The 15,091-nt window shown below is 66.3% G+C and carries 17 protein-coding genes; 6 read left to right on the forward strand and 11 right to left on the reverse strand.

What is annotated here, in order from left to right:
• Positions 1-95 precede the first annotated feature (95 nt).
• Positions 96-449: a TraR/DksA family transcriptional regulator gene (locus ACYVLV_RS03420; protein WP_460807704.1), complete on the forward strand. Its 354-nt coding sequence runs from the start codon at positions 96-98 to the stop codon at positions 447-449.
• Positions 450-466: 17 nt separating this feature from the next.
• Here ACYVLV_RS03420 and vapC read toward each other — a convergent pair whose 3' ends face one another.
• The 7 genes from vapC to ACYVLV_RS03455 are packed head-to-tail and all read right to left on the reverse strand — an operon-like array spanning position 467 to position 6,430.
• Positions 467-862 carry a type II toxin-antitoxin system VapC family toxin gene (gene vapC / locus ACYVLV_RS03425; RefSeq protein WP_460807705.1) on the reverse strand — a complete coding sequence of 132 codons (396 nt, stop codon included), beginning with the start codon at positions 860-862 and terminating at the stop codon, positions 467-469.
• Positions 859-1,068, reverse strand: a complete 210-nt coding sequence (locus tag ACYVLV_RS03430; protein WP_460807706.1) for a type II toxin-antitoxin system VapB family antitoxin — start codon at positions 1,066-1,068, stop codon at positions 859-861. The genes vapC and ACYVLV_RS03430 overlap by 4 nt, the downstream gene beginning before the upstream one ends.
• 41 nt (positions 1,069-1,109) lie before the next feature.
• Positions 1,110-1,697, reverse strand: a complete 588-nt coding sequence (locus ACYVLV_RS03435) for a hypothetical protein (RefSeq protein WP_460807707.1) — start codon at positions 1,695-1,697, stop codon at positions 1,110-1,112.
• Between the two features lie 47 nt (positions 1,698-1,744).
• On the reverse strand, positions 1,745-2,524 hold the full coding sequence (locus tag ACYVLV_RS03440; RefSeq protein ID WP_460807708.1) for an enoyl-CoA hydratase: 780 nt from the start codon (positions 2,522-2,524) through the stop codon (positions 1,745-1,747).
• A gap of 47 nt (positions 2,525-2,571) precedes the next feature.
• The gene (locus ACYVLV_RS03445; RefSeq protein ID WP_460807709.1) at positions 2,572-4,923 is read right to left on the reverse strand and encodes an ATP-binding cassette domain-containing protein; all 2,352 of its coding nucleotides are present in this window, start codon (positions 4,921-4,923) and stop codon (positions 2,572-2,574) included.
• A 48-nt stretch (positions 4,924-4,971) separates the two neighbouring features.
• Positions 4,972-6,159: a cytochrome P450 gene (locus ACYVLV_RS03450; RefSeq protein ID WP_460807710.1), complete on the reverse strand. Its 1,188-nt coding sequence runs from the start codon at positions 6,157-6,159 to the stop codon at positions 4,972-4,974.
• Positions 6,160-6,166: 7 nt separating this feature from the next.
• Positions 6,167-6,430 (reverse strand): GlsB/YeaQ/YmgE family stress response membrane protein, encoded by a 264-nt coding sequence (locus ACYVLV_RS03455; RefSeq protein ID WP_460807713.1) that lies wholly within the window; start codon positions 6,428-6,430, stop codon positions 6,167-6,169.
• A 208-nt stretch (positions 6,431-6,638) separates the two neighbouring features.
• Between ACYVLV_RS03455 and ACYVLV_RS03460 the strand changes: the two genes are divergently transcribed.
• The gene (locus ACYVLV_RS03460) at positions 6,639-6,788 is read left to right on the forward strand and encodes a hypothetical protein (RefSeq protein ID WP_460807714.1); all 150 of its coding nucleotides are present in this window, start codon (positions 6,639-6,641) and stop codon (positions 6,786-6,788) included.
• Between the two features lie 25 nt (positions 6,789-6,813).
• On the opposite strand, the gene ACYVLV_RS03465 is transcribed toward ACYVLV_RS03460, so the two are convergent.
• Entirely contained in the window at positions 6,814-7,830 is a 1,017-nt protein-coding gene (locus tag ACYVLV_RS03465) for a zinc-dependent alcohol dehydrogenase family protein (RefSeq protein WP_460807715.1), read from the reverse strand.
• A 118-nt stretch (positions 7,831-7,948) separates the two neighbouring features.
• Between ACYVLV_RS03465 and ACYVLV_RS03470 the strand changes: the two genes are divergently transcribed.
• The 4 genes from ACYVLV_RS03470 (at position 7,949) to ACYVLV_RS03485 (ending at position 12,228) form a co-directional block, all read left to right on the forward strand.
• A complete protein-coding gene (locus ACYVLV_RS03470; protein ID WP_460807717.1) occupies positions 7,949-9,475 on the forward strand; it encodes a helix-turn-helix domain-containing protein in 1,527 nt (508 codons plus the stop codon).
• A gap of 24 nt (positions 9,476-9,499) precedes the next feature.
• A complete protein-coding gene (locus ACYVLV_RS03475) occupies positions 9,500-10,336 on the forward strand; it encodes a glycerophosphodiester phosphodiesterase (protein ID WP_460807718.1) in 837 nt (278 codons plus the stop codon).
• The gene (locus tag ACYVLV_RS03480; protein ID WP_460807720.1) at positions 10,333-11,691 is read left to right on the forward strand and encodes an MFS transporter; all 1,359 of its coding nucleotides are present in this window, start codon (positions 10,333-10,335) and stop codon (positions 11,689-11,691) included. The genes ACYVLV_RS03475 and ACYVLV_RS03480 overlap by 4 nt, the downstream gene beginning before the upstream one ends.
• Before the next feature lie 153 nt (positions 11,692-11,844).
• Entirely contained in the window at positions 11,845-12,228 is a 384-nt protein-coding gene (locus ACYVLV_RS03485; RefSeq protein ID WP_460807721.1) for an RNA polymerase-binding protein RbpA, read from the forward strand.
• Between the two features lie 19 nt (positions 12,229-12,247).
• On the opposite strand, the gene ACYVLV_RS03490 is transcribed toward ACYVLV_RS03485, so the two are convergent.
• Genes ACYVLV_RS03490 through lnt form a run of 3 tightly spaced genes read right to left on the reverse strand, consistent with a single transcriptional unit; the run spans position 12,248 to position 15,074 of the window.
• Complete coding sequence (locus ACYVLV_RS03490; RefSeq protein ID WP_460807722.1) at positions 12,248-12,760, reverse strand: FxsA family protein; 513 nt, start codon at positions 12,758-12,760, stop codon at positions 12,248-12,250.
• The gene (locus tag ACYVLV_RS03495) at positions 12,760-13,542 is read right to left on the reverse strand and encodes a polyprenol monophosphomannose synthase (RefSeq protein WP_460807724.1); all 783 of its coding nucleotides are present in this window, start codon (positions 13,540-13,542) and stop codon (positions 12,760-12,762) included. Before ACYVLV_RS03495 ends, ACYVLV_RS03490 begins: the two co-directional genes overlap by 1 nt.
• Complete coding sequence (lnt, locus tag ACYVLV_RS03500; RefSeq protein ID WP_460807726.1) at positions 13,539-15,074, reverse strand: apolipoprotein N-acyltransferase; 1,536 nt, start codon at positions 15,072-15,074, stop codon at positions 13,539-13,541. Before lnt ends, ACYVLV_RS03495 begins: the two co-directional genes overlap by 4 nt.
• Positions 15,075-15,091 lie beyond the last annotated feature (17 nt).

Below are 15,091 nucleotides of genomic sequence, written 5' to 3' on the forward strand. Positions count from 1 at the left end.
GGCCTCAGCCAGAAGGCGAGTAGACCGCCAGATACAAGGCAACTGGGTACGATCGCCATCGAGAACCGCGTTGCGAGCAGGAAGTGACGACAGCGATGACCGATCCGGATCGTCTGGATGAATTACAAGACCTGTTGTGCGCCGACCGGGCCCAGACGGTGGCCCGGATGAGGTCGCTGACCAAAGACGTCGACTCGATCGTCGAGGCTGCTCGGCTGACCGCGACCGATGACGAGCACGACTCCGAAGGCTCGACGATCGCATTCGAACGCTCACTGACGTCCACGCTGTTGGCCGAAGCCACCCGACACCTGGCGGAACTCGATCGGGCGTTGGAACGACTCGACAACGGTGACTACGGATCCTGTGAGCGTTGTGGCGAACCCATCTCGCCCGGCCGACTGTGGGCTCGGCCTGCAGCTCGCACCTGTATTTCGTGCGCCGCTTGACTTGAGCAGCAACAGATTCAGCGAAGGTCAATGGTCCTCAGATTCGTGGCGAAAGCGATGCGTTCGAAGTCGATGTCCTGATGAGCGAGGCCTATATCTCGTCGCAGCGCGACCGCCGCAATCAAGCAATCCTGTAGAGATCTGGGTTGGTGGCCGGTGGCCCGAGTGGCGTGAAAGACATCCACAGCGCCCCGGAAGTCGAGGTCGGCCCTGATTCCGCACCACGACTGAGCGAGAAGTAGGCGTTCGATCTTCGCGGCGTGTGCTCCAGGCCGGGCTCCGGCAAGGAGTTCGAGCATGATCGGCTCACTGCATGCGAGCCCGTCACCCAGTCTCTCCTCAACGAATTGGGTGGCTGGCCTGTCTCTCCCACGGAGGAACTCGACCCAGGCCGAGGTGTCCACCAGGATCACAGCTGATCGACCGAATCCCCTCGGAGTTCATCGAGGTCGGCGTCCCAGCCGATCCCTTTGAGTGCTCGCATCTCGTCTCGGGTCATGACGGGGCCAACCAGACGGCGCAGGGCAAAATCGACGGCGTCCTTCTTGGTGCGGCAGTTGAACCGGCGCATGACCTCTCCGACAAGTTGATTGTCGATGTCGATGTTTGTGCGCGCCATACACCAACGATACACCAATCGGGCGTACAGGGCCGGCGCAGTTACTCGGACCGCTCCATCCGGCAGCCACTGCGTCGGAGTACCAGGACCATCACGGTGCCTAAGGCTGTGATGTACACCGGAAAGGCCCAGGTCTCCGGGTTCCAGGTGTCGATCGTCAGCAACGCGATGACGCCGTTGACCGCCCCGAGCAGGAAGACCGAAGGGTTCTCGGTCTCGGGAAAGTTCCAACCCTTGACTAGGGTCGGGACCGCCGCCACCAGATCGGCCAACACCGCAAAGAGCACCGCCAAAGCGGCATCTCCGGATACCTGCCAGATGACGATGGCGGCCACCGACACCGCGCCACAACTGACGTCGAAGCGTGAGAGCCGCCAGTACGCCGCCGGGTTGACGAACGACGAGGCGAAGATCAGCGCTGGCCCCAGTCCGATCGACAGCGTCAACACCGCCGGCAGACCGACCCCGGCGTCGAGTTGAGCAACGAAACCGATCGCCGGCGCCAACGCCCACAGAAACCACGTGACCCGGTTCGGTTGCGTGTGCCCTTGGATGGTGGAGACGGCATAGCGCGTACTGCCGACCAGGCTGAAGAACGCCCCCAGGAAGACGAACTCGGCGGCGATCACGCGATCACTGTGTCAGGACGGGGTCAGCCCATGACCCCCACGGCCCCTCAGGTGCCGGTCCACTCCGGAACCCGCTTGTCGAGGAACGCCGACATGCCTTCCTGGGCGTCACACGTCATGGCGTTGGTGGCCATCACCTCGGCCATTGCGGCGTACGCCTCCCCCTGCGGCAGATCGATCTGGTGATAGAACGCCTGCTTGCCGATCCGCACCGTCAGTGGGCTGGCCACCGCGATGGACGCCGCCATCTCGTGTGCGCGAGCGCCGACTTGTTCAGCGGGAACCACCTCGTTGACCAGGCCCCAGTCGGCAGCCGTCGCCGCGTCGATGACCTCACCGGTCAGCAGCATCTGAAGTGCCCGTTTGCGTCCGATGGCACGGCTGACCGCGACCATCGGGGTGGAACAGAACAAGCCGATCTTGACCCCGGGGGTGCCGAAAACGGCACTGTCGGAGACAACCGCCAGATCGCAGGTCGCGACTAGTTGGCAACCGGCGGCCAGGGCGTGACCCTGCACGGCGGCGATGACCGGCTGTGGGATGGACTGCACCAACTCCATCATCTCGGTGCAGACCTCGAAGACCTCGCGCTCGTCCTCGAGGGTCCGGTCGATCATCTGACGCAGATCGTGGCCGGCCGAGAAGACCGGCCCCTCGGCCTCGATCACCACCGCGCGCACCGAGACGTTCTCCGCGAACGAACGCAGACCGGCGGTCACCGCCCGCATCGTGTCGACCGACAACGGATTGCGTCGTTTCGCGTCACTGAGCCGCAGGGAACCCACGGCCCCCTCTACCGAAACCTGAACAGCGGATGTTTCACCCACGATGACCTCCCAGCTCGCCGAACGGCCACGGTAACCCAGGTCACCTTTCAGCCCCCGACGTACGCCGCCAGGTGCTTCGCGGTCAGCGTCGACTCCCCCGCCACCAGATCGGCGGGAGTGCCCTCGAAGACCACCCGTCCGCCGTCGTGGCCGGCGCCGGGACCGAGGTCGATGATCCAGTCGGCGTGCGCCATCACCGCCTGGTGATGCTCGATCACGATCACCGACTTGCCCGATTCGACCAACCGGTCCAGTAAGGCCAGCATCTGCTCGACGTCGGCGAGGTGGAGTCCGGTGGTGGGTTCGTCGAGCACGTAGAGGTCGCCCTTGCCAGCCAGTTGCGTGGCCAACTTCAAGCGCTGCCGCTCGCCCCCGGACAGAGTTGTCAGCGGTTGGCCCAAGGTGACATAACCCAGACCGACGTCGACCAGACGGTCGGCGATCCGGTGGGCCGCCGGGAGCTTCCCGTCGCCGTCGGCGAAGAAGTCCCGGGCCCGGGCCGCCGACATAGCCAACACCTCGGCGATGTTGAACTCCCCCAGCCGGTAGTCCAGCACCGAGGCCTGGAACCGGCGCCCCTCGCACTCCTCACACGGGGTCGCCATGTCGGCCATGATCGCCAGATCCGTGTAGATGACCCCCGCGCCGTTGCAGACCGGGCAGGCTCCCTCGGAGTTCGAACTGAACAGCGCCGGTTTGACGTCGTTGGCTTTCGCGAACGCCTTGCGAACCGGCTCGAGCAGTTTCGTGTACGTCGCCGGGTTGCTTCGGCGGGACCCTCGGATAGCCGTCTGGTCGACCGCGATCACCCCGTCCCGCTTCGACACGGAGCCGTGGATCAGCGAGCTCTTGCCGGAGCCGGCCACCCCGGTGATCACACACAGGACCCCCAACGGGATGTCCACGTCGACGTCGAGCAGATTGTTATCGGACGCGCCACGGATCTCCAGGGAACCGGTGGCCTTCCGGACATTCTCCTTCAGCGAGGCCCGGTCGTCGAGGTGGCGTCCGGTGACGGTGTCACTCCCCCGCAGCCCGTCTACCGAGCCCTCGAAACAGATCGTGCCGCCGTCGGTGCCGGCGCCGGGGCCCAGATCGACGACGTGATCGGCGATGAAGATGGTCTCCGGCTTGTGCTCCACGACCAGGACGGTGTTGCCCTTGTCCCGCAGGCGCACCAGGAGCCTGTTCATCCGGTCGATGTCGTGGGGGTGCAGCCCGATCGTGGGCTCGTCGAACACGTAGGTCACGTCGGTCAGCGAGGACCCGAGGTGTCGGATCATCTTGACCCGTTGGGACTCACCGCCCGACAGCGTTCCGGTGGGGCGTTCGAGGCTGAGGTAGCCCAGGCCGATCTCCACGAAGGAGTCGAGGGTCTCCCCCAGCGAGGTCAGCAGTGGTGCCAGGGTGGGCTCGTCCAGTTCGCGGACCCAGACGGCCAGGTCGTTGATCTGCATCCGACAGGCGTCGGCGATGTTGATCCCCGCCACCTTCGAGGACCGGGCACCTTCGTTCAGGCGCGTGCCGTCGCACTCGGGGCAGGTGGTGAAGGTGACCGCCCGCTCCACGAACGCTCGGATGTGTGGCTGCACGGAGTCGATGTCCTTGGCGAGGAAGGACTTCTTGATCTGGGGGATCAGCCCGGCGTAGGTCAGGTTGATCCCGTCCACCTTGATCTTGGTGGGTTCGCGGTGCAGGAGGTCGTTGAGCTCTTTCTTCGTGAACTTGGCGATCGGTTTGTCGCAGTCGAAGTAGCCGCACCCACGGAAGATCCGGCCGTACCAACCCTCCATGCTGTAGCCGGGGATCGTCAAGGCCCCGTCGTTCAACGAGAGGCTGTCGTCGTACAGCGCGGTGAGATCGATGTCGTTGACCGAACCCCGACCCTCGCAGCGCGGACACATCCCCCCGGTGATGCTGAACTCCCGGCGCTCCTTGGTGGTGGTCCCACCCTTCTCGAAGGTCACCGCGCCCGCGCCCGAGATCGACGCGACGTTGAACGAGAAGGCCTGCGGTGACCCGATGTGGGGCTGGCCCAAGCGGCTGAACAGGATCCGCAGCATGGCGTAGGCGTCGGTCGCCGTACCCACGGTGGAGCGCGGGTCGGAGCCCATGCGTTGCTGGTCCACGATGATCGCAGTGGTCAGCCCCTCGAGTACGTCGACGTCGGGGCGAGCCAGTGACGGCATGAACCCCTGCACGAAGGCGCTGTAGGTCTCGTTGATCAGGCGCTGCGACTCTGCGGCGATGGTGCCGAAAACGAGGGAACTCTTGCCGGATCCGGAGACGCCGGTGAAGATCGTCAGCCGACGCTTCGGGATCTCCAGGGCGACGTCCTGCAGGTTGTTCTGGCGGGCACCGGTGACCCGGATGAGGTCATGGCTGTCGGCAAGGTCCACGGCAGGCTCCTGAGGTGAGGTGACACCGGCAACCTACCGAGGCTCGCGTCAGCCGGTGGTGAACGGCACGCTGATCGGACGTCGTACGTAGGGGCCGGGAGCCCAGTGGACGCTCTCGAGGTCGACGTCGAAACGCGGGAACCGTTCCAGGACCTCCTCGAGGGCGACCCGCGCCTGCATGCGGGCCGCGCTCGCGCCGAGGCAGAAGTGACTACCCACGCTGAAGGTCAGGATCTGCCCGGGGCGCCGCCCCACGTCGAGATCCTCGGCATCGGGGCCGTAGCGGCGAGGATCCCGGTTGGCGGCGGCGTAGCAGAGCAACACCTTCCGGCCCTGGGGGATCAGGACTCCCGCGATCTCGACATCTCGGGTCGTGGTGCGGGCCAGGCCCTGCACCGGAGAGGTCAACCGGAGGAACTCCTCGACGGCGTCGGCGATTCCGGTCGGTTCCTCCACGAGTGACCGTCGTTGGTCGGGGGCTTCGGCCAGGAGTTGTACGGCGCCGCCGAGCAGTCCGGTCGTGGTGTCGTTGCCGCCGGTGACCATGGTGAAGACGAAGGCGAGCACCGACAGGAGACCGGCGTCATCGTCGGCCACCCCGGAGGCCACCAGATTCGACACGGTGTCCTCCCCCGGCTCCCGGCGTCGGCGCTCGATGAGCTCGACGAAGTAGCCGCTCAACTCGAGGACCGCATCGCCCGCGGCCCCCGCTCCCCCAGCCGACACGATCGCGTCAGTCCACCGATCGAAGCGGACACGATCCGCCTCGGGCACACCCAGATAGTGGGCCACCACCATGCTCGGCAGGGGTTTGAACAACTCGGTCACCACATCGCCGCCGGAGGCGTCGGCCAACCGGTCGAGCCGCTCGGAGACGAAGTCGCGGACCGCGGGCTCGACGGTGCTCACCTGGCGGGGCGTGAACCCCCGCGCCACCAGACGACGGAACTCGGTGTGCACCGGCGGGTCCTGCATGACGAAGGGCGGGTTGTCGACCAACCCGATCCGCTCCAGTTCGCCGTACTCCACGGTCAGACCCTGGGCACTGCTCAACGTCGAGGTGTCGACCGCGGCCGCCAGGACATCCGCGTGGCGCGACAGGACGTAGTAGTCCTGGTCGGGCCGGTCCCCGGGCACCACATGGTGCACGGGATCGTGGTCACGCAACGACGCATACATCGACCACGGAGAGCGCCAGGCCTCTCCGCCGCCGGGGACGAACAGGGGCGTCGTCATCGTGAGCTCAGATGACGGACTTGCCCTTCTTCTCGCTCATGCCCTCGGCCACCCCGATGAGCAGCACAGCGGCGACCACGGCCAGGACGAAGCCGATGACGTTCAGCTCGAAGATGCCACCGGTGCTGAAGAACTGGGCGATGAGCCCACCGATGACCGAACCGACCAGGCCGAGGCCCAGGGTGGCGAGCAGGCTCAAGCTCTGCTTGCCGGGCTTGATGAGCCGGGCGAGGGCTCCGATGATGAGGCCAGCAACGAGGAATCCGATCATGGGCCGAGCCTACGGGCGCGGATCGAATCCGCCCTGCATTGGCCCGCGTGGCGGCACCGCCGAATAGTCACGATTGACTACCCCCTCAGATCCTTCGGATGCACTCCCCACGAGTCCCTGCGCGGCGCCCTCCCACGTCCTACCGTCGAAGCATCACCCCGACGAACAACAGCCGACACCCCCGGAACGGCTGGAAGAGGACACCGCCATGTGGGACACCGTTCAGGACAACACCGTGCATCTCTCCCACGACCTGCCGTGCCCACGCTGCGGTCATGGAGTCCACACCTATCTGGCCTGTGGTGACGCGTGCGCCTGCCTCCCGGTGGTCATGCCCGGCGTGTACGCCGCAGCCTGACCACCGCAGACGAGCCCGTTCCGACTCAGGGTTCGATCATCACCTTGATCGACTGCCGCTCGTCCATCGCCCGGTAGCCGGCCGCCACCTCGTCGAGGGGCAGCACCGAGTCGAAGACCAGTCCCGGCTGCATCCGACCGTTGGTGACGTGGTCCAGGAGTTCGGGCAGGTAGCGACGGACCGGAGCCATCCCGCCAGCCAGTCCGACGTTCTTGGCGAACATCCGGCCGACCGGGAGCTCGACTCCGTGAGGAACCCCCACGAAACCGACCATGGCGCCCGGGCGGGCCACCGCGAACGCAGTTGCCATGGAGTCGCCGGTGCCGACGCACTCCAGGACGGCGTCCGCCCCCACTCCCCCGGTGATCTCCTTGACGCGTGCGGCACCTTCCTTGCCCCGCTCGGCGATGATGTGCGTCGCCCCGAAGGCCGTGGCGATCTTCTGCCTTGACTCGTGCCGCGACATGATGATGACCTTCTCGGCCCCCATCGTCACGGCAGCCAGGACTCCACACAGACCCACCGCTCCGTCGCCGACCACGACGACCGAGTCGCCGGCCTTGACCCGGGCCGAAACCGCTGCGTGCCAGCCGGTCGGCATCACGTCGGAGAGCGCCAGGAGGTGCGGCATCATCGACTCGTCGGGCATCCCGTTCGTGGTGACCAGACTGCCGTCGGCCTGTCCTACGAGCGCGAACTCGGCTTGGCCGCTCTGGGTCATCCCCATGTTCAGGCAGGCAGACTGAGCTCCGGCCTGGCAGTGCACACAGGTGTTGTCGCAGTGGTCGAAGGGCACGACGACGAAGTCCCCGGCCTTGAAGTCGCGGACGTCCGATCCGACCTCCTCGACCACGCCGATGCATTCGTGGCCGATCGTCGAGCCCGGCGTGATGTCGTTCTCGCCGCGGTAGGGCCACAGGTCCGATCCGCAGATGCAGCCCTTGACCACGCGGACGATCGCGTCGGTGGGACGGTTGATCGTGGGGTCGTCGACGTCAGAGACTCGGATGTCACGCTCGGCGTGAATAGTGGTTGCTCGCATGGGGGCAGTCTCGCACCCGTCCCCAGCCCCGGCCATGACCATCAACCGAACCCGCCGTGCCGCACGACACGTACGCGTCGCGTTGGTGGTATCTCATATGTGAGTTAGCGTGGTCGGCATGACGCTCGACTACAAGTCCCGTATCGGCAACCTGATCCGCGACGCCCGCAAACACCGCGGCCTGACCCAGCATGAGCTCGCCGATCTCCTGAGCACGAGTCAGAGCGCCATCAACCGGATCGAGAAGGGTCACCAGAACCTCTCGCTCGAGATGATCGCCCGCATCGGTGAGGCCCTGGACTCCGAGATCGTCGCCCTCGTGGCCGGCCCCACCCACCTGCGGGTCACCGGACCGACCACCCTGTCGGGCAGCATCGACGTCAAGACCTCCAAGAACGCCGGAGTGGCCCTGCTCTGCGCCTCCCTGCTGAACCGCGGCCGCACCACGCTGCGCAAAGTCGCGCGCATCGAGGAGGTCAACCGGTTGCTCGAGGTGCTCAACTCCCTCGGCGTGGAGACCAACTGGATCGGTGACGAGAACGACCTGGAGATCATCCCGCCCAAGGAACTGAACCTCGAGGCGATCAACGAGGAAGCCGCGCGGCGTACCCGCTCGGTCATCATGTTCCTCGGACCACTGCTGCACCGCTCCAACCGCTTCGATCTGCCGTACGCCGGTGGCTGCAACCTGGGCACCCGCACCGTGGAGCCCCACATGTCGGCACTGCGCCCGTTCGGCCTCGACGTGAAGGCCACCGACGGCATGTACCACGCCTCGGTCGACCGCGACATCGAACCGACCCGCCCCATCGTTCTGACCGAGCGCGGCGACACCGTCACCGAGAACGCCCTGATGGCGGCCGCGTTGAACCCCGGCACCACGGTGATCCGCAACGCCTCGTCCAACTACATGGTCCAGGACCTGTGCTTCTACCTCCTGCGCCTGGGGGTCGAGATCGAGGGCATCGGCACCACGACCCTGACCGTCACCGGCCGCGAGGTCATCGACGTCGACGTCGACTACGCGCCCAGCGAGGACCCGATCGAGGCGATGTCCCTGGTCGCCGCGGCCGTGGTCACCCAGTCCTCGATCACCATCCGCCGCGTCCCGATCGAGTTCATGGAGATCGAGCTCGCCGTGCTGGAGGAGATGGGCTTCTCCTACACCCGCACCGAGGAGTACCCCGCCGCCAACGGGCACACCCGACTGGTCGATCTGACCACCGCTCCCTCGCAGTTGCGTGCCCCGCTGGACAAGATCCACCCGATGCCGTTCCCCGGGATCAACATCGACAACCTGCCCTTCTTCGCCATCATCGGCGCCACCGCCCACGGGCAGACCTTCCTGCACGACTGGGTCTATGAGAACCGCGCGATCTACCTCACCGACCTCAACAAGCTCGGCGGCCAGGTCAAGCTGCTCGACCCGCACCGGGTGATGATCGATGGACCTACCCACTGGACCGGCGCCGAACTGATGTGTCCTCCCGCCCTGCGCCCCGCCGTGGTGCTGTTCCTGGCCATGTTGGCCTGCAAGGGCACTTCGGTGCTGCGCAACACCTACGTCATCCACCGCGGGTACGAAGACCTCGCGGAGCGGTTGAACCTCTTGGGCGCCAACATCGAGACGTTCCGCGACATCTAGGCCGCTGGGGTCCATACTTCCCCGGTGAGCACCGTCACCCCAGGTAGTCCCCACACCGGCCCTCATACCGGCTTCGCGTACTTGGACGACAGTCGGACCGACGGAGCCGTTGCGGCCTTCGCGCACCGCGGTGGTGCCTACCACCCGGAGATCGAGGGCCTGGAGAACACGCTGGCCGCGTTTCGGCATGCGGCGGGTCTCGGCTACACCTACATCGAGACCGACGTCCATCTGACGGCCGACGGGGTGCTGCTCGCCTTCCACGACACGGTCCTGGACCGGGTGACCGACCAGCGCGGTGCGATCGGCGATCTGAGCGCCGCGGAGGTGCGCCTAGCCAAGATCGGTGGCCGCGAACAGATCCCGACGCTCGGGGAGCTTTTCGACGCCCTGCCGGGTGTGCGCTTCAACATCGACCTCAAGTCCGACGCGGCCGTAGAGGCCCTGGCCGTCTTCATCCGCGAACGCGACGCCTGGGACCGGGTGCTCATCGGGTCCTTCTCCTACCGACGACTGGTGCGGTTCCGTCGACTCACCCAGGGACGGGTCCCCACGTCGGCCAGCCCGATCCAGGTGGCGGCGTACGTCCTGCTCCCGAGTGGTCGCCTGGCCGACTTCGTCACGAGGCGTCGTGTCGACGCGCTACAGATTCCGCACCGACAGGGGCGCCTGACCATCGCCAGTGCCTGGCTGATCCGCCGGGCCCACGCGGCCGGGAAGCACGTGCACGTGTGGACGATCGATGAACCCGCCGAGATGCACGAGCTCCTCGACCTCGGGGTGGACGGTCTGATGACCGACCGCACCGATCTACTCAAGGCCGTGCTGATCGAACGCGCCCAATGGAAGGCATCTGCATGAGCAACTCCGTACCCAGCCCCATCGCGGACCTCAGCCCTCTGCAGCGCCGCAAGGAGCAACGCTCCTGGTACTTCTACGACTGGGCCAACAGCGCCTTCGCCACAACCGTGGCCGGTGTTCTCTTCGGGCCCTACATCAAGGCCATCGCTGATGAGGCCGCGGTGGACAACCGGATCTCGGTCATCGGAATCTCCATCGCTCCCGGAGCACTGCCGGCGTTCGTCATCACCGCCTCGACTATCATCTCCGCCATCCTGCTTCCCCTTCTCGGCGCGGTGGCCGACCGGACGGCCCGTAAGAAGGACCTGCTCGCAGGGTTCGCCTGGGTCGGCGCGGCTGCAGCCGCCCTGTTGTTCTTCGTCACCGGAGACAACTGGCAGTTGGGTGTGGTCGCGTTCCTGGTGGCGAACCTCTGCTTCGCCGCTTCGGCGGTGTTCAACGACGCCATCCTCCCGCTGATCTCCACCGAAGATGAGCGGGACGCGGTCTCCAGCCGGGGCTGGGCCATGGGGTACGCCGGAGGTGGGCTCCTCCTGGCGCTCAACTTCGTGATCGTCACCTTCTATGAGTCCTTCGGAATGACCGAGGGCATGGCCGTGCGGATCAGCATGCTCTCGGCCGCCGTGTGGTGGGCCGCCTTCACCTTCATCCCCTTCCGAGGCATCCACAACCGGCCGCCCACCGAGGTCAAGATCGTCGAGGGCGGCATCCTGTCGCAGAGCTTCGGCCAGTTGTGGCGCACGTTGAAGGAGATGCGCAACTACCCCGTCGCGCTGACCTTCCTGGCGGCGTACCTCTTCTTCAACGACGGCATCCAGACCGTCATCTCTCAGTCCTCGATCTACGGCACCGAGGAGCTGGGCTTCCCCCTCGGCACGGTGCTGGCGACGTTCCTGCTCGTGCAGTTCGTGGCCGTGGGGGGTGCGCTCGCCTTCGGACGACTGGCCGGTGTCTACGGAGCGAAACGGGTCATCCTCGGCGGGTTGGGCATCTGGATGGTGATCGTGACCGTCGCGTTGGTCCTGCCCAAGGAGCAGCTGATCTTCTTCCTGATGCTCGGCACCGCGATCGGCATCGTCCTCGGCGGCACCCAGGCGTTGGCCCGGTCGTACTTCTCGTTGCTGATCCCGGCCGGCAAGGAGGCTGAGTTCTTCAGCTTCTATCACGCCATGGACCGCGGGACCTCGTGGATGGGCACCCTGGTGTTCGGGGTGGTCTTCCAGCTCACCGGCTCCTACCGCCCCGCCATCTTCGCGCTCGTCTTCTTCTTCGCCATCGGCGGCGCGATCCTGATGAAGGTCGACACCGCCAAGGGCATCGAACAGGCGGGGAACAGGATTCCGGACGTAGTGTGAGCAACGATCGCTCCGACCGAGGAGGATCCTGTGATCTGCGACACACCGTGCGAGGATGTGACGTGGGTTTGGAATCTTGGGACCATGGGTACCGTTGAAGTGATCAAGGCGGGTAGACCCCTGTTTTGACGACTATTAGTTTGGAGGTGCCTCATGGCTGAGCGCACACTGCGCGGCGCACGACTTGGAGGCCAGAGCTTCGAGGACGAGCGTGGAATCGAGTTCGCGGCTCGTCAGCAGATCGGGTACCGCTGCCCACAGGCACACGGGTTCGAGATCACCATGTCGGTCGAGGCCGACGTCCCCGCCGTCTGGGAGTGCCCCAAGTGCGGCGCCGAAGCGGAGAGCACGTCGGGTATCGAGAAGATCGTCAAGGCCGAGAAGCCGGTCCGTACCCACTGGGACATGTTGCTGGAGCGCCGTTCCGAGAAGGAACTCGAAGACATCCTCAAGGAGCGCATCGACCTGCTCCGCGGCGGCGCCATCGGGCCCGCCCACCTGCACCGCAGCACCAAGAAGCGCAAGGCGACCGCCTGACGCTCCTTCGATGACTGATTCAGTCGTCGATGACCTCGCCTCGGACCACCGTCGGATCGGTGGTTCCGGGGCGTGTGGCATTTCTAGGGGAACTGTTGGGGCCGGTCGTGCCCTGTCCGGGTGCGGTCATCGGTACCACCGTCAGGCGGGCCGTCACTGCGCGCGCGAGCAGTCCGCGGAACAGTGGGCGGGTCAGCGGAAGAATCAGGAACACAGCGAAGATGTCGGTGACGAAGCCGGGCGTGAGCATCAGGGTGCCCCCGATGAGGATCAGGGCTCCGTCGGCCAGCTCCTTACCGGGCATCCGACCACTGTTCAGCGCTGTGCGCAGGGCCACGAACGCCTTCCCGCCCTCACGACGGATCAACCAGGCCCCGATGATGCTGTCGAGCACCAGCAGCAGGATGGTCCACCAGGCGCCGATGACCTGTCCGATCTGGATCAGGACGTAGATCTCGATCACCGGGACGATCAGGAACGCCAGCAGCACCAGCGGTGCCAGCCGTCGGCGACGTGGAGGCGTTGCGGTCATCAGGCACTCCCCCGGGTCCGTTTGGTATCCCGACGGCGGTTCAGACGCCCGCGCACCTGATCGCGTCGTTCCGAGATCCCCCACTGGGTGATCCGGACCAATGATTCGGCAGCCACCGCTCCGCTCATCTTGGACTCTCCTCGTTCTCGTTCGATGAACTCGATCGGGACCTCGATCACGGTCAGTCCGGCGTGCAGGGTGCGGGTCACCAGGTCGGTCTGGAACACGTAGCCGGTCGAGCGCACCTGCTGGAGGTCGATCTTCTCCAGGGTGGCGCGACGGTACAACCGGAAGCCGGCGGTGGCGTCACGCACCTCGATGCCCAGCAGCAGGCGGACGTAGAGGTTTCCCCCGCGCGACAGCGCGGCGCGGTGCAGCGGCCAATTGACCACCGAACCACCCGGGACCCAGCGGGAGCCGATCACCAGGTCGGCGTCCGGCAGCGCGGCCAACAACTGTCCGAGTTGCTCGGGTTGGTGGGATCCGTCGGCATCCATCTCACCGATGACCTCGTAGCCGCGGCGCAGCGCCCAGTCGAACCCGTGGAGGTACGCCGCACCGAGGCCGCCCTTGGCCGTGCGGTGTTCGACGTGGATCTGGGGATCGGCAGCGGCTAGTTCGTCGGCGATGCGGCCGGTCCCGTCGGGGGACTCGTCGTCCACGACGAGCACGTCGAGGGCTGGTTGAGCTGCGCGGAGCCGCGCCAGGATGGGGCCGATGTTCTCGGCTTCGTTGAAGGTGGGGACCACCATCACTCCGGGCCCCAGATCCTCCCAGGTCATCGCTGCTCCATCTGCACTGTCGGTTGAGGGCCGGTGCCTGCCGGAGACTCGTGTCGCCTACGAGAATACGCGATCAGGCACAGGATCAAACCCAGGATCGTGGCGCCCCAGGAGAGTCGCGCCGGCCAGAGTCCCATCCACACCGCGGGGGTCTTCCCGTTCATCAACTCGACCTCTTCGACCAGGACGGTCTGGGTCAGCGGGTCGGCCGCGGCCACCACGGAACCGTCGGGGGCCACGACGCCGGAGACGCCGTTCGTTGAGGCGACGACCAGCCAGCGACCGCTCTCGATGGCGCGCAGGCGCGTGATCGCGAACTGCTGGTCGATCTGGTCGGTGAAGATGAAGATCGCGTTGCTCGTCTGGACGGTCAGGAGCTCCGCGCCGCGGCGTACCTGGTCGTAGATCGCGTCGTCATAGGCGATGTCGAAGCAGATCGAGTTCGCCAGCGACACCCCCGCGACCTGCAGGGGCGTGCGTCGCACGCTGCGGGACATGTCGCGCGGGACCCGGTCGAGTTGGGCGAAGGCCCCGTCGAGGTAGGAGCGGAAGGGGATGTACTCCCCGAACGTGACGGGATGGTGCTTGGTGTAGCGGTCACCCGCCCCGGTCACCGGATCCCAGACGACTCCCTGGTTCAGGATCTCCCCCGGTTCGCCATCGACGATGGCTCCCACCACGACCGGCACACCGACGGCGGCCGCGGCCCGGTCCAGGTCGGCCTTGATCTGGGTGTCGGCGAACGGATCGGTGGCGGTCGAGTTCTCGGGCCAGAGGACGAAGTCCGGGGAGGGAACCCGGCCGTCGTCGATGTCCTCGGCCAGATCGATCGTGGCGTCGACGTGGTTGCGAGTCAGTTGGGCGGTGTCGAGTAGGACATCGTTGCCGCGCCCGGGCACATTGCCCTGGACTGCAGCCACCACCGCGGTCCGGTCGACGTCGACCTCGTAGGGCAGTGCGGCAGGGGCCACGGTCACCACCAGGACCCCGGCCAGGACCCCGACGCTGAGCAGACGTTCACGTCCGGTGGCCAGGACGACCCAGCTGATCACGAAACCCATCAGGGCCAGGAGGAACGACACCCCGGTGGTCCCCACGTAGGCCAACGCATCGGCCGCTGGGGTGTCGACCACGGCAAAGGAGAGCCTTCCCCACGGCATCCCGCTGAAGGGCCAGATGCTGCGGAGGTACTCCACGGCCACCCAGGCGATGGCCAACCAGAGCGGCCACCAGCGCAACCGATGGAACAGGGTGGCCACCGCTCCGAAGACCCCGTAGAACAAGGCGATGGCCAGCGACATGCCCAGCCAGGGTCCGACCCCGATCGACTGACTCATCCAGAAGGTGTGCGGCAGGTAGAACGCGAGCCCGAACACCGACCCGAGCAACAGTCCCGACCGGGCACGCGCCGTACGGGTCACGAGTCCCAGCACCGCCACACACACCGGCAGCAGGTAGGCGAAGGCGACGGGTTCGTAGGCCAGCGACAAGGCGGCGCCGGCGACGGCCGCGCCGGCGATCCTGGTCAGCACAGGACGAACCGTACAGC

It is taken from the genome of Nocardioides salsibiostraticola (genome assembly GCF_054783655.1).

What these genes read in the sequence shown, in the direction of transcription:
- ACYVLV_RS03420 (WP_460807704.1), top strand. Translation starts at nt 96, where the DNA reads ATGACCGATCCGGATCGTCTGGATGAATTACAAGACCTGTTGTGCGCC.
- ACYVLV_RS03430 (WP_460807706.1), bottom strand. Translation starts at nt 1,068, where the DNA reads ATGGCGCGCACAAACATCGACATCGACAATCAACTTGTCGGAGAGGTC.
- ACYVLV_RS03450 (WP_460807710.1), bottom strand. Translation starts at nt 6,159, where the DNA reads ATGACGACGCCCCTGTTCGTCCCCGGCGGCGGAGAGGCCTGGCGCTCT.
- ACYVLV_RS03455 (WP_460807713.1), bottom strand. Translation starts at nt 6,430, where the DNA reads ATGATCGGATTCCTCGTTGCTGGCCTCATCATCGGAGCCCTCGCCCGG.
- ACYVLV_RS03460 (WP_460807714.1), top strand. Translation starts at nt 6,639, where the DNA reads ATGTGGGACACCGTTCAGGACAACACCGTGCATCTCTCCCACGACCTG.
- ACYVLV_RS03465 (WP_460807715.1), bottom strand. Translation starts at nt 7,830, where the DNA reads ATGCGAGCAACCACTATTCACGCCGAGCGTGACATCCGAGTCTCTGAC.
- ACYVLV_RS03470 (WP_460807717.1), top strand. Translation starts at nt 7,949, where the DNA reads ATGACGCTCGACTACAAGTCCCGTATCGGCAACCTGATCCGCGACGCC.
- ACYVLV_RS03480 (WP_460807720.1), top strand. Translation starts at nt 10,333, where the DNA reads ATGAGCAACTCCGTACCCAGCCCCATCGCGGACCTCAGCCCTCTGCAG.
- ACYVLV_RS03485 (WP_460807721.1), top strand. Translation starts at nt 11,845, where the DNA reads ATGGCTGAGCGCACACTGCGCGGCGCACGACTTGGAGGCCAGAGCTTC.
- ACYVLV_RS03490 (WP_460807722.1), bottom strand. Translation starts at nt 12,760, where the DNA reads ATGACCGCAACGCCTCCACGTCGCCGACGGCTGGCACCGCTGGTGCTG.
- ACYVLV_RS03495 (WP_460807724.1), bottom strand. Translation starts at nt 13,542, where the DNA reads ATGACCTGGGAGGATCTGGGGCCCGGAGTGATGGTGGTCCCCACCTTC.